The sequence below is a fragment of the Roseomonas sp. SRI_022 genome, from assembly GCF_057586215.1.
The window spans coordinates 22,109-34,905 of record NZ_JBYCZL010000018.1; the positions used below are offsets into that span (position 1 = coordinate 22,109).

The window sequence follows — 12,797 nt, forward strand, 5'->3', positions numbered from 1 at the left end:
GGCGCCTTGCGCACCGGGCGGGTTGGGGCGAAGCAGAGCGCGCGTGGTGCCCGGCACCAGGAATCGGCATTCCAAAGGCCCCCCGGCCTTTGGTGGGGGAGGTCCGGAGGGGGCGAAGCCCTCTCCGGCAGCGGCGAGGGACTTGCGTGAAGATCTGCGAACTGACGAATGTGGACTTCTCGCTCCGCCACTTCCTGCTGCCGTTGATGCGTGGCTTGCGCGATCGTGGACATGAAGTGATTGGCGTCTGCGCCGAGGGCCCGCTGCTCGGCATCCCCCGCGCCGAGGGCTTCCGCGTCGAGGCCATGCCACTCGCCCGCAGCCTCAATCCCGTCCCGCAGGCGCGCGCCTTCCGGGCGCTGCTCGACTTCTTCCGTCGCGAGAAATTCGACCTGGTGCATGCCCACATGCCGATCAGCGGGCTGCTCGGACGATTGGCGGCAAAGGCCGCAGGCGTGCCGTGCATCGCCTATACCTGCCACGGTTTCCTGTTCAACCAGCCCGGACCCTGGTGGCGACGGTCGCTGTCGCTGCAACTGGAACGCCTGGGCGGACGCGTGACCGACGTGTTCCTGACGGTCAGCGAGGAGGAGGCGGCGGATGCCAGGCGCCTGCGCATCCATCCTGCCGCCACCGCCGTGCTGAACGGCCGCAGCCCGGCGCTGTTCCACCCGGATGCCGCGGCCCGCGCAGCGATCCGCGCCGAATTCGGCGCGAGCGAGACCGACTGCGTCATCACCGCCGTGTCGCGCCTGGTGCGCCATAAGGGTCACCCGGAACTGCTGCGCGCGATGGAAGCGACGCCGGACAACGCTGTGCTGTGGGTGGTGGGCGAACGCCTCGCCTCCGACCATGGGGAGGACCTCGACCCGCATTTCGACCGTGCCGAGGCCGCGCTCGGGCGGCGCGTCAAACGCCTCGGCTACCGGGAGGACATCCCGGCGATCCTCGCCGCATCGGATGTGTTCTGCCTGCCCTCCCATTTCGAAGGGCTGCCCATGTCGATCATCGAGGCGATGCTGACCGGGCTACCGGTGGTCGCGACGGATATCCGCGGGCCGCGGGAGCAGGTGAAGGAGGGCGAGACCGGCTTCTTGGTGCCGCCGATGACCGACGCGCCGCTGGCCGAGGCATTGTCGCGACTGGCCCGCGACCCGGCGCTGCGGGCGCGGATGGGTGCGGCCGGGCAGGCGATGGCGCTGGACAAGTTCGACGAGGCGAAGGTGGTCGCACGGACGATGGAGTTACTGGGGGCTTGAGAGGCGAAGGTTGGAGGGGCGTCGCCCCTCCAGACCACCCCACCAAAGGCCCGGGGCCTCTGGAAACCTTCACTTGGCGCCCGGGAGGCGGATTCACCCCCTCGCTTGCAGGAATTCCAGCTTCACTTTCAGGGATGACATGAGCGACCAGCAGGGAACCGGCATCTTCTGGACCTGCAATGCGCTGCCCTCGGTCTTCGTCCAGGGTTCAACGATCTGAATGGACTGGCGCGCCACGTCGATCGCGTAATGTGTCGTGTACATATTGGGTTCGTCGAACACGTTCCACGTATGTGTATACGGGTTCTGGTGGGCACTGAACGCGCGATAGACCACGCTGGCGAGCATCGTACCGTCCGCACAGGGGCTCAGCGATATCAGGCCCTTCATATCGGTCGCGTGACCCAATTCAGCCCAACCATCCCTGTCTTCTTGCCTGATGCCGCGGCTGTCGAAATAGGGGTACCGCCCCAGCATCTTGTTGGGGATCGAATACTGCATCCACCGTGGTGTCTTAATCTTCTGCAGAATGCAGGCGACGACCGAGGCATGCGTGGCGCAGGCCAGACGCCAATGCGAGAATACTCACAGGTAGTTCTTGTCCACCGCAATGCCATTGTATTCCGACCAGGGCGACGGCACGTAATGCCCTTCATTCGATCCATGAACATAGATGTCGGCCGAAGCCCGAAGCCCTGCATAAACAAGTGCCGAATATGCTTCATGGTCGGGATTGAACCAGGCCGATCCGGGATCGATTGCGGCGCTGTCAGGATCGTTCTGCAGGAGTGAATCCAGCATCGGGTAAAATGCCCGAACATTCTCAAGCACCGACGTTCTGGTGGGCACGATTCCTCCGGGCAAGATCTTGAAGTCGTTCGCTTTGTCGAGCGCCCAGCGCTCGACCATGTCCCTTCCGCCCGGTATCGCCCAACACTCCAGCTGCCCGCTGCGTTCGACCGCGCAGATGTCGAAGAACATCGGGTTATCCCGGATGAGACGCGCGTCATTGATGGCGAAGGTATCAGGCCGCACCCAAAGGTGATCGAGCCATGAATGATTCGAAGGGTATTCACCGCTGTTGCTCTTCAGAATCAGACAATGATAGCGCGGCTTTAGGTCGAACTGGGCTTTCCGCGGGCTACCGTCGTCATCGCTGGTGGCAGCGGGAACTATATTCATCACATGAAAGTAGTTGGCGTCGCTCTTGTCGGTCCAACGCGACAGGTTCGCTGCGCCGCTGGTAAAATACACACCGTGGTTGGTCCCGAGATGGGCGAACAATCCCCAGCCTTGCGCCGCTGGAACAACAGCCTCGAGAACCCCCAGCGCCACCCCATTGCAAGCTGCACTTTCCGTGCGCAAATCCAATGCCAGCCCCTGAAGATCAGTCAGCAATCCATGTATTGTCATTTTCCTGTGCGTGGGCAGCGGGCAGCCGCCATCCGCCTCATGGGTATATCGGACCATCTTCCGGACCATCTCCGGGTCGATCAGGCAGTTGAACTTGATATTGGAGACGACCAGATCGTTGTAGGTCCGGCACCAAACACCCAGGACTTCAGGCCATTTTGGATTGTTCTGCTTCTCTTTCATCTTGAGCCACGCCGCGACCTCCCAGTTTTTGAATGCTGCATGATCCGATTTTGCCTGGGCACGCCAGGTCGCGAAATTGAGTGCCTTCATCCGGGCTTCGAAGACATCGGCATCATCTTCGGTCAGCAACGGCAGTTCCAGGATCGAAGGTTGCCGCTGCGGGTCCAGATGAGTGTCGGCCAGCGCCATGCCGCCACATTCGTCGCGAAGGGACCGATTGCTCATATCGAGGCCACACAGGGCGTCGGCCCGATGGTTGGCGATCAATGTCTTGACGATGTACTCCCGGGCATCGCGCCGGCCCTTGGCGACCTCGTCCAGGAACTGGATCGTGCAGTTGGGGTAGCGCGACTTCGCGTCAGCGGCCGCACTCGAATCCCGGGCGACGATGATCGTCTTCCCGCGCAGCTTTTCGAAGTCGTCGAACTCGGCCTTCTCGGCCTCCCGCACCAGCAGCGACAGCTGCGTATGCCCGGACAGGTTGCGGCAGATCGTCGTCAATTCCCTGTCACGCACCTCATTGGCCAGGCTGATCGCGCCCAGGCCCTGCAGTTGCTGCTCTGCGTCGAGCTCCTGCAGCATCTTCTGGATCTGGTCCTTCAGCGACGGCTGCTTTGGCGCGAAGAAAGACAGGATCTGCCCGATGACGGAAAACAGGGCCCCGACCAGCATCCCCTCGGGGCCGGTGGCGGCCAGCATGGCGCTGATGATCGGGGCAGCCGCCGCACAGATATCCATGATGGCCGCGGAGCCGGTGACGGCGTCACCCTTGTCGAAGGCGGAAATCGCCGCTTGCAGGCCCTTCACGATGGCCGGCAATCCCTTCGCTATGCTGTCGCCCAGATCTTTTGCGTATTTTTTCTCCGCAGCGGAACTTTTATCATCCTTTTCTTTGCGACGAGCTGCATCGTACTGATTATTCAAATCATCTATTTTGTCCTGCCACTTCTGCCAGGCATCGGGTTCCATGCCTTCCAACCGCATGCTGGCGAGCAACTGGAGTTGCGCATGAACATTGTCGTCAATCGCGCTCATGGATAAGCCTCTTCTAAAGTAAAATGGTATATAATGAATCGTAATGGATTTCGCAGGGCGCTGAACATCGAATTCGGCGCGGTTGCCGGGCAAAGAAGATCGGCACACTTGGTGAGACTCATTTCTGCGGCTTGTCGTTCCTGCATCCTTCCGAAACGCGCCGACCCGGAACGGCAGACGGGGTCCGGGACCGGAGCCTTTCGCGTTCGGCAAAGACGTATCTGTGCTTTTTTTCCTTTCTATAAGCGCTCTTTTTCCTATATCCTCCCGCCCTTTCACCCACCGCGCCGGAGGACCCCTGCCCATGCATCCCCCGCCCCGCATCGCCCCGCGAGACCCTTCCCTCGAATCCCGCCCCTGGACCCCCCTTTCCGACGCCGAGTGGGAGGCCCTGCGCCCCCATGTCGAAACCACCGGTGCCGGCCGCCCCGTCCCCGACCTTCGCCGGCGCATGGATGGGATCTTCCAGGCCGTCATGGCGCGTGGTCTACCGTGGTCGTCCTTCCGTTCCCCCTATGGCCGCACCGACACCATCCATCGGCATTTCCGCCGCCTGGCCCATGCCGGGGTCTGGACTGCCCTGCTGAAGCGGGTCGCGCGCCGCCGCGCGCCGCGCCCGCTGCGCGACATCCGCGACTGGGTCTGCGCCGCGCATCGCCGCGCCATCCGCATCATCGGCCTGCAGGGCTATGTGCTGGCGCGTCGCCTCGGCCTGCATCGCGCCCTGCCCGGGCCATCCTGGCTGCTGCCCAATCCCGATTTGTCCGAAACGATGAAGGCCGTGCAAATCCACCTGTTGCGCGACCTGACCAACCCAGACTTGCCGCGCCTGTTGCGCATCGTCCGCAGCGTCCTGCTGCGCATCAGTCGCCGCGGCCGCATCGCCCGCTGCCTGGAACCGGCCTGATGCGTGTGCGGCTGTTGGTTTCCAAAGGCCCCGCGGCCTTTGGTGGGGTGAGGTGCGAGGAGAGGCCGCGCCCCTCTCTGATCATCCGCCGACCCTTGATCCCCGCGCCCAACCCAGGCCGGATGCGTGCCAACCACTCGGAGGAACGCCCATGGATCCGCTCAGCCCCGCCGTCCTGCCCGCTGGCATCCGTGCCCGCATGGTCCCTGACATCAACGGCCTGACGATGCATGTGCTGGAGGCCGGGGATGTCGGGCGGCCGGTGCTGCTGCTGTTGCATGGCTTCCCGGAGCTCGCCTTTTCCTGGCGGCGGGTGATGCTGCCGCTGGCCGAGGCCGGCTTCCACGTCATCGCGCCGGACCAGCGCGGCTATGGCCGCACGATCGGCTGGTCGGATGCCTATGACAGCGACCTCAGGCCCTTCGCCATGATCAACCTGGTGCGGGACCAGCTGGCGCTGCTCGGCGTGCTGGGCGTGCCGCACGTCCACGCGGTGATCGGGCATGATTTCGGGTCGCCGGTCGCGGCGCATTGCGCCCTGCTGCGGCCGGACGTGTTCCGCCGCGTCGCGTTGATGAGCGCGCCCTTCGCCGGGCCGCCGGGCCTCGGCACCGCGGACCGGGCGCCGGCCCGCGACATCGCTGCCGACCTCGGCGCACTGAAGCGGCCACGCAAGCACTACCACTGGTATTACGCAACGCGCCCGGCCAATGGCGACATCATGGCCGCTCCCGGCGGGCTGCACGCTTTCTTCCGCGCCTACTACCACCACAAATCGGGTGACTGGGCCGGCAACGACGTCTTCCCGCTGAAGGGCTGGACGGCGGAGGAACTGGCGAAGCTGCCGACCTACTACGTGATGGATGCGGCCGAGACGATGCCGCAGACGGTGGCGCATGAAATGCCCTCGTCCGCTGAGGTCGCCGCCTGCGCCTGGCTGACCGAGGCGGACCTTGCCGTCTATGCCGCCGAATACGGCCGCAGTGGCTTCCAGGGCGGGCTGAACGGCTACCGCACGCGCTTCGCGGCCACCAATCTCGAGATGGAGGCCTTCGCGGGCTGCCGCATCGCCGTCCCGGCGACTTTCATCGGCGGCGCGCGGGATTGGGGGGTGCAACAGGCCCCCGGCGCCCTACGCAAGATGGAGAGCGAGGCGACCGCCGATTGGCGCGGGACACATCTCGTCCCGGGCGCGGGGCATTGGGTGCAGCAGGAACGGCCGGCGGAGACGGTGCGGCTGCTGCTGGACTTCCTGCGGTAGCGGGTGGCGGCCGAGGTCCGGCGCGGGCGTCGCCACCTGGTGGGACGCGCGGCCCTGGCCGGCCGCGCCATGGGTGCAATCGAGGGGACCGCTGGCGGACGCGACCTGACGAGTTCGTGAGTCTCGCCGCGCATTAATGCAATCGCAGGTATTGGTCGGTAATAGCGACAATGCGCGATGAGACGCATCGATTAATATTATCAACCGATTGATATTACTTGGAAAAATGCGCGAATAGTGGCTTTATCCAGATGGCGGCAAGACCCCCCTCTTCCGCCTTGCGTCACGTCAGACCGGCCTCGCCGGCGGCCCGAACCCCCAGAGTGCGACATGACCGGACAGACCGGCCACGAAACGGCCAAATCCCGACCAAGTCGCCAGGACGCCACCTGCTTCGCGACGGGCACGCTGATCGCCGTCGCGGACGGCGCGGTACCGGTCGAGGCATTGCGCCCCGGCGACATGGTCGCGACGGTCCATGGCGGGCCGGTGCTGCAGCCGCTGGTCTGGGTCGGGCAACTCCATGTGAAGCTCGCGCAGCATCCACGCCCGGCCCGGATCGCGCCGGTGGTGATCCGCGCCGGGGCGCTCGGCGACGGCGTGCCCTTCCGCGACCTGCGCGTCAGCCCCGAGCACGCGCTGTTCCTCGGCGGCCGCCTGGTGCCGGCGCGGCTGCTGCTGAACGGCAGCAGCATCGTGCAGGAAAGCTGGTGCCGCGAGGTGACCTACCACCACATCGAACTTGAACGGCACGGCCTGGTGATCAGCGAAGGCGCGGTCAGCGAGACCTATATCGACGAAGGCACCCGCCACCTGTTCGACAATGGCGGGATCACGCCCTTCGCGGTGGATGGCGAGGCGCTGCGCGGCAATGGGCGCTATGCCGAAGCGGTCTGCGCCCCGGTGCTGACCGAGGGCGATCCGGCGCTCGATGCGCTGCGCCGGCGGCTCGCGGTGGCGTTGCGGCCGGCGGGCTGACCGGCGCCGGCTTCAGCCGGTCGCGCGACGATAGGCGAGCACTGCCGCGGCCAGATCCTCGCCGGCCCAGCCGACGGATTTGAAGACGGTGATCTCCTGCGCGCTGCGGCGCCCGGGATGCGTGCCGCGGCACAGCTCGGCGAGATCGGCGGCGATCGCCGTCTCCGCGATGGCACCCTCGGCGATCGCCTGGACGATGTCGCCGGCCTCGGCCAGGGCGCCGGCCCGGGTGTCCACCACCAGGGTCGCGCGGGCCAGCGTCGCGCCATCGCATTCACGCATGTCGCGGCGATAGGCCCCGACCAGGTCCACATGCGTCCCCGGGCGCAGATCCGCCCCGCGGACCAGCGGCGCGGCGGACAGGGTGGCGGCGGTGACGATGTCCGCACCGCCCGGGTCCGGCGAGGCCGCCGCGCGCGCAGGCAGGCCGTGCTCCGCCAGGCTGCGCGCGAGGCGTTCGGCATTGGCCGCCCGGGGCGACCAGATGGCGATGTCGGCGATCGGGAAACGCGCGGCATAACCCTCGGCCAGGGCCCGGGCGACCTTGCCGCTGCCGAGGACCAGCAGCCGCGCGCTGTCCGGCCGCGCCAGGTGGCGTGCCGCGAGCAGGCTCGCCGCCGCCGTGCGCAGGTCGGTCAGTTCCCCGCCATCCATCAGGGCGAGCGGCGCGCCGGTGAGCGCATCGGACAGCAGGTAGGCCGCGTGCACCGACGGTTCGCCGAGGGCCGCATTGGCGGGGGCGACGTGGACGATCTTCACCCCGGTATGCTCGCCGGCGCGCCAGGCGGGCATCAGGAGCAGCGTCGTCTCGGACCCGCCGGCGCCGGGCATGGTGTGGCGGTGGCGCAGCGGCGCCTCGCAGCCCTCGCGGAACATCGCCTCCAGCGCGGCCACGAGGTCGTCCCAGGGCAGGGCACGGCGCAGCGCCGCCTTGTCCAGTTGCAGCATAGCGGCCCCCTTCGGTGCGTCGGTCGTCAATCGGTTTGCCTGTCCGGCCCGCGGTTTGCTAGGCCCCCTGGTCCGAGGGGCGAAGTTTCGCCACGGACGGTTTGCGCGTTGATCCGTGCCGTCACGTGGCGCAGCATGCCTGCGGGATAGGCAAGAATGCCGGGCTGCCCTATGCGGGCAGCCGGAGACGGACGGGGAGATATGGTCGTGGTTCAGGTTTCGCGGCACTGGGCTATCCGCATGGTTGGGGCGGCGTTCGTCGCCTCGGCGATGGCGATGCCCGCCATGGCGCAGCAGCAGCCGGCGGCCCCGGCTTCGGCCACCCTTGATGCGATCCGCGCGCGCGGCACGCTGATCTGCGGCGTGAACAGCGGCCTCGCCGGCTTCGCCCAGCCGGACAGCCAGGGCGTGTGGCGCGGCTTCGACGTGGATTACTGCCGCGCCGTCGCCCTGGCGCTGTTCAACGACGCGAACAAGGTCCGCTACGTGCCGACCACGGCGCAGAACCGCTTCACTGCGCTGCAGTCGGGCGAAGTGGACATGCTGTCGCGCAACACGACCTGGACGCTGTCGCGCGACACCTCGCTCGGCTTCGACTTCCCGGCGATCAGCTTCTTCGACGGCCAGGGCTTCATGGTGAAGGCCAGCCTCGGCGTGCGCACGGCGCGGGAGCTGGATGGCGCCACCATCTGCGTGCAGCCCGGCACGACGACCGAGCAGAACCTGACCGACTGGGCGCGCGCCAACCGCGTGCGCTTCACCCCGGTGGTGATCGAGCGGCTGGAGGAGGTGGTGACCGCCTTCGTCTCCGGCCGCTGCGATGCCTTCACGACGGATGTGTCGGGCCTCGCCGCGACGCGTTCGGCGCAGGCGCGTCCGGCCGACTACGTCATCCTGCCTGACGTGATCAGCAAGGAGCCGCTCGGCCCGCTGGTGCGCCATGGTGACCAGCGCTTCTCCGACCTCGTGCGCTGGATCCATTTCGGCCTCGTGGCCGCCGAGGAGTTCGGCATCACCGCGGCGAACGTCCAGGAGATGGCGGCGAGTGACACGCGGCCGGAAGTGCAGCGCATGCTGGGCAAGAACGGCGACCTCGGCCGGATGCTCGGCGTCGACAATGCCTGGCTGGTCAACGTGCTGCGCGTGACCGGCAATTACGGCGAGGTGTTCGCGCGCCACCTCGCGCCGATCGGCATCCAGCGGGGCCCGAACGCGCTGTGGACGACGCCGGGCGGGCAGCAATACGCGCCGCCCTTCCGTTGATCCGATGACCCGCGGGGTGGGGGCGATGCCCCCGCCCCGTGCTGCTTCCCCGCCCCGCAGGGCGGGCAACAAGCTACAGGTGAGGCCGTAGAAGAATGTCCGACGCAACCGTCGATCCCCGATTCCGGCGCAAGCCGCCCAAACGCCCGCTGCGCCTGTCCTGGGCGGACGAACGCATCCGCGGCATCGTCTGGCAGATCCTGGTCGTCGGCGTCATCGGGTCCATCTTCTGGTGGCTGTGGTCGAACACCGTCCACAACCTCGAGGTCCGGCGCATCGCGACCGGCTTCGGCTTCCTGAACCGCGAGGCGGGGCTGCCGATTGCCGAGCACCTCATTTCCTACGATCCGACCGACACCTATCTCCGCGCGCTGACCGTGGGCGTGCTGAACACGCTGAAGGTGGCGGTGGTCGGCATCGTGCTCGCGACCATCCTCGGCACCACCATCGGCATCGCGCGGCTGTCGAAGAACTTCCTCGTATCGCGCATCGCCGGCTTCTACGTCGAGGTGATCCGCGACCTGCCGCTGCTGCTGCAACTGCTGTTCTGGTACACCATCATGCAGGGCCTGCCCGGCCCGCGGCAGGCGTTCCACCCGGTCGAGGGTGTGTTCCTGTCGAACCGTGGCTTCCGCATTCCGGCGCTGGAATGGGAAGGGGCGCATACCGCCGCCGCGGTCGCCTTCGTCGCGGGCATCGTGCTGACCTGGCTGTACGGGCGCAGCGCGCGGGCGAAGCAGATGGCCGATGGCCAGCCGCGCCGTATCTGGCCGGCGGGCCTCGCGCTGATGGTCGGGCTGCCGGTGGCGGTGTGGCTCGCGCTCGGCGCGCCGTGGACGATCGACTGGCCGGCGCTGCGCGGCTTCAACTTCCGTGGCGGCGCCAATGTCAGCCCGGAATTCGCGGCGCTGCTGATCGGCCTGGTCACCTACACCGCCGGCTTCATTGCCGAAGTGGTGCGCGCGGGCATCCTGTCGGTCAATACGGGGCAGTGGGAGGCCGCGCAGGCGCTTGGCCTGCGGCACGGTTCGGTGCTGCGGCTGATCGTGCTGCCGCAGGCGCTGCGCGTCATCATCCCGCCGATGACGTCGAACTACCTGAACCTGACGAAGAACTCCTCGCTGGCGGTGGCGATTGGCTACCAGGACATCGTGTCGATCGCCAACACGACGCTGAACCAGACCGGCCAGGCGATCGAGGGCATCGCCATCATCATGCTCGTCTATCTGACGATCAGCCTGTCGATCAGCCTGTTCATGAATTGGTACAACGCGCGCATCGCGTTGGTGGAGAGGTGACGGCCATGAACGCGATGCACCTTTCTGTTGGCTTCGCTGGCCAAACGGCCGGCAAGCGGATGCTTGGCTTCGCTGGCCGAAGGGCCAGCTACGCGGCGTTGGTTGAGCGGTGAGGGCCCGGCCATGAGCGACATCACCGCCAATACCCCGATCGCCGGCGGCAGCGACCATCGCTCCGCCCCGATCACCGCGGTCGGACCGATCGCCTGGATGCGGGAGAATCTGTTCTCCGGCTGGCTGTCCACCGCCGTCACGCTGGTGCTGGGCTACGTCATCATCCGTTCCGTGATGGGCTTCGTCGACTGGGCCTTCATCAACGCCATCTGGTCGGTGCCGGTGGACGCCCGCGGCGTGGCGCAGACCCAGGCCTGCCGCGACCTGCATGGTGCCGGCGCCTGCTGGGCGGTGGTGACCGAGAAGCACCGCTTCATGCTGTTCGGCACCTATCCTTACGAGCAGCATTGGCGCCCGGCGATCGTCTGCCTGCTGTTCATCGGGCTGTTCATCACTTCCGCGATGCGGCGCTTCTGGAACTGGACGCTGGTCCCGATCTGGGCGGTGACGCTGACGCTCATCGGCATCCTGATGTGGGGCGGCGTGCTCGGCCTGCCCTATGTGCCGCAGGAACGCTGGGGCGGGCTGCCGATCACGCTGATCCTCGCCACCTTCGGCCTGGCCTTCGCCTTCCCGCTGTCGATCCTGGTCGCACTGGGGCGGCGGTCGAACCTGCCGGCGATCAAGGTGCTCTGCGTCGTCTATGTCGAGTTGATCCGCGGCGTGCCGCTGATCTCCCTGCTGTTCATGGCGTCGGTGATGTTCCCCCTGTTCCTTCCGGAAGGGATGAACATCGACAAGCTGCTGCGCGCGCAGATCGCCATCATCCTGTTCGCCGGCGCCTATCTGGCGGAGGTGGTGCGCGCGGGGCTGCAGGCGCTGCCCAAGGGGCAGTACGAGGCCGCCGACGCGATGGGCCTGTCCTACTGGCAGAAGACCGGGCTGATCATCCTGCCGCAGGCGCTGCGGCTGGTGATCCCGCCGCTGGTGAACACCTTCATCGGCTTCTTCAAGGACACCTCCCTGGTGCTGATCATCGGCATCTTCGACCTGCTGACGGCGGGCAAGACCGCGATCGTCGAGCCGGCATGGCAAGGCTTCGGCATCGAGGTCTATGTCTTCGTCGGCCTGATCTACCTGGTCTTCTGCTTCGCCATGTCGAAGTACAGCCAGGGGCTGGAGACGGAGCTGAACCGCCATCGCCGGCGCTGAGACACGCATGCGCGGCATCGGCGCAGGCCGGTGCCGCCCGACGCACAACAACGTTCTGGGACACGAGACGAAATGAGCGCTGCCATCGAGACGGAAGGCTTCGTCGCCTCAGCCGTCCGCACCGACGCCCCGCCGGCGATCGTGCTCGACAAGGTGAACAAGTGGTTCGGCGCGCTGCATGTGCTGCGCGAGGTGGATTTGCAGGTCGCCACCGGCGAGCGCGTGGTGGTCTGCGGGCCTTCGGGGTCCGGCAAATCCACCATGATCCGCTGCATCAACCGGCTGGAGACCCACCAGGAGGGCAGGATCCTGGTGGACGGGACGGAGCTGACGGACGATGTCCGCGCGCTCGACGCCATCCGCCGCGACGTTGGCATGGTGTTCCAGTCCTTCAACCTGTTTCCGCATCTGAGCGTGCTGGAGAACTGCACCCTTGCGCCGATCTGGGTGCGCAAGATGCCGAAGAAGGACGCCGAGGAACTGGCGATGGAATACCTGTCCCGGGTGAAGATCCCGGAACAGGCGAAGAAGTATCCGGGCCAGCTCTCCGGCGGGCAGCAGCAGCGCGTGGCCATCGCCCGCGCGCTGTGCATGAAGCCGAAGATCATGCTGTTCGACGAGCCGACCTCCGCACTCGACCCCGAGATGATCAAGGAGGTGCTCGACACCATGGTCATGCTCGCCGGGACCGGCATGACCATGATCGTGGTGACGCACGAGATGGGCTTCGCCCGCCAGGTCGCCGACCGCGTGGTGTTCATGGACCGCGGCGAGGTGGTGGAATCCGGCACGCCGGAAGAAGTGTTCAACGACCCGAAGACCGAACGGCTGAAGCTGTTCCTCAGCCAGATCCTGCGGGGTCACTGACGGGATCGAGGGCGGCGCGGCGATGGTCACCGGCGCCGCCCCCGTCGTTTCGGCCATGCGGGCCGGGCATTGCGGCACGATTGCGGCAAGGGGGCTGGCCGGCCTATCACTCGCCGCAT

General features: G+C 66.7%; 11 protein-coding genes. 8 read left to right on the plus strand and 3 right to left on the minus strand.

What is annotated here, in order from left to right; all coding sequences use genetic code 11:
- Positions 1 to 146 precede the first annotated feature (146 nt).
- Positions 147 to 1,259, plus strand: a complete 1,113-nt coding sequence (locus AC2YHJ_RS17780; protein ID WP_487397427.1) for a glycosyltransferase family 4 protein — start codon at positions 147 to 149, stop codon at positions 1,257 to 1,259.
- A 93-nt stretch (positions 1,260 to 1,352) separates the two neighbouring features.
- On the opposite strand, the gene AC2YHJ_RS17785 is transcribed toward AC2YHJ_RS17780, so the two are convergent.
- Positions 1,353 to 1,760 (minus strand): hypothetical protein, encoded by a 408-nt coding sequence (locus AC2YHJ_RS17785; protein ID WP_487397428.1) that lies wholly within the window; start codon positions 1,758 to 1,760, stop codon positions 1,353 to 1,355.
- Positions 1,761 to 1,844: 84 nt separating this feature from the next.
- On the minus strand, positions 1,845 to 3,890 hold the full coding sequence (locus tag AC2YHJ_RS17790; RefSeq protein WP_487397429.1) for a hypothetical protein: 2,046 nt from the start codon (positions 3,888 to 3,890) through the stop codon (positions 1,845 to 1,847).
- A gap of 304 nt (positions 3,891 to 4,194) precedes the next feature.
- On the opposite strand from AC2YHJ_RS17790, the gene AC2YHJ_RS17795 reads away from it, so the two are divergent.
- The 3 genes from AC2YHJ_RS17795 (at position 4,195) to AC2YHJ_RS17805 (ending at position 7,036) form a co-directional block, all read left to right on the plus strand.
- Positions 4,195 to 4,797, plus strand: coding sequence for a transposase (locus tag AC2YHJ_RS17795; RefSeq protein ID WP_487397430.1), 603 nt, complete (start codon positions 4,195 to 4,197; stop codon positions 4,795 to 4,797).
- Between the two features lie 151 nt (positions 4,798 to 4,948).
- Positions 4,949 to 6,058 (plus strand): alpha/beta fold hydrolase, encoded by a 1,110-nt coding sequence (locus AC2YHJ_RS17800; RefSeq protein ID WP_487397431.1) that lies wholly within the window; start codon positions 4,949 to 4,951, stop codon positions 6,056 to 6,058.
- Between the two features lie 330 nt (positions 6,059 to 6,388).
- Entirely contained in the window at positions 6,389 to 7,036 is a 648-nt protein-coding gene (locus AC2YHJ_RS17805) for a Hint domain-containing protein (protein ID WP_487397432.1), read from the plus strand.
- A 12-nt stretch (positions 7,037 to 7,048) separates the two neighbouring features.
- On the opposite strand, the gene lhpI is transcribed toward AC2YHJ_RS17805, so the two are convergent.
- Positions 7,049 to 7,984, minus strand: coding sequence for a bifunctional Delta(1)-pyrroline-2-carboxylate/Delta(1)-piperideine-2-carboxylate reductase (gene lhpI, locus AC2YHJ_RS17810; RefSeq protein ID WP_487397433.1), 936 nt, complete (start codon positions 7,982 to 7,984; stop codon positions 7,049 to 7,051).
- A 201-nt stretch (positions 7,985 to 8,185) separates the two neighbouring features.
- Between lhpI and AC2YHJ_RS17815 the strand changes: the two genes are divergently transcribed.
- The 4 genes from AC2YHJ_RS17815 (at position 8,186) to AC2YHJ_RS17830 (ending at position 12,678) form a co-directional block, all read left to right on the plus strand.
- Positions 8,186 to 9,247, plus strand: coding sequence for an amino acid ABC transporter substrate-binding protein (locus tag AC2YHJ_RS17815; protein ID WP_487397434.1), 1,062 nt, complete (start codon positions 8,186 to 8,188; stop codon positions 9,245 to 9,247).
- A gap of 95 nt (positions 9,248 to 9,342) precedes the next feature.
- Positions 9,343 to 10,545, plus strand: coding sequence for an amino acid ABC transporter permease (locus tag AC2YHJ_RS17820; protein WP_487397435.1), 1,203 nt, complete (start codon positions 9,343 to 9,345; stop codon positions 10,543 to 10,545).
- A 123-nt stretch (positions 10,546 to 10,668) separates the two neighbouring features.
- Positions 10,669 to 11,811, plus strand: a complete 1,143-nt coding sequence (locus AC2YHJ_RS17825; RefSeq protein ID WP_487397436.1) for an amino acid ABC transporter permease — start codon at positions 10,669 to 10,671, stop codon at positions 11,809 to 11,811.
- A 72-nt stretch (positions 11,812 to 11,883) separates the two neighbouring features.
- Positions 11,884 to 12,678 carry an amino acid ABC transporter ATP-binding protein gene (locus tag AC2YHJ_RS17830; protein ID WP_487397437.1) on the plus strand — a complete coding sequence of 265 codons (795 nt, stop codon included), beginning with the start codon at positions 11,884 to 11,886 and terminating at the stop codon, positions 12,676 to 12,678.
- Positions 12,679 to 12,797 lie beyond the last annotated feature (119 nt).

Coding starts and splice junctions, on each gene's coding strand:
- AC2YHJ_RS17800 (WP_487397431.1), top strand. CDS start 4,949: ATGGATCCGCTCAGCCCCGCCGTCCTGCCCGCTGGCATCCGTGCCCGC.
- AC2YHJ_RS17785 (WP_487397428.1), bottom strand. CDS start 1,760: ATGCAGTATTCGATCCCCAACAAGATGCTGGGGCGGTACCCCTATTTC.
- AC2YHJ_RS17830 (WP_487397437.1), top strand. CDS start 11,884: ATGAGCGCTGCCATCGAGACGGAAGGCTTCGTCGCCTCAGCCGTCCGC.
- AC2YHJ_RS17795 (WP_487397430.1), top strand. CDS start 4,195: ATGCATCCCCCGCCCCGCATCGCCCCGCGAGACCCTTCCCTCGAATCC.
- AC2YHJ_RS17820 (WP_487397435.1), top strand. CDS start 9,343: ATGTCCGACGCAACCGTCGATCCCCGATTCCGGCGCAAGCCGCCCAAA.
- AC2YHJ_RS17825 (WP_487397436.1), top strand. CDS start 10,669: ATGAGCGACATCACCGCCAATACCCCGATCGCCGGCGGCAGCGACCAT.
- AC2YHJ_RS17815 (WP_487397434.1), top strand. CDS start 8,186: ATGGTCGTGGTTCAGGTTTCGCGGCACTGGGCTATCCGCATGGTTGGG.
- AC2YHJ_RS17805 (WP_487397432.1), top strand. CDS start 6,389: ATGACCGGACAGACCGGCCACGAAACGGCCAAATCCCGACCAAGTCGC.
- AC2YHJ_RS17790 (WP_487397429.1), bottom strand. CDS start 3,890: ATGAGCGCGATTGACGACAATGTTCATGCGCAACTCCAGTTGCTCGCC.
- lhpI (WP_487397433.1), bottom strand. CDS start 7,984: ATGCTGCAACTGGACAAGGCGGCGCTGCGCCGTGCCCTGCCCTGGGAC.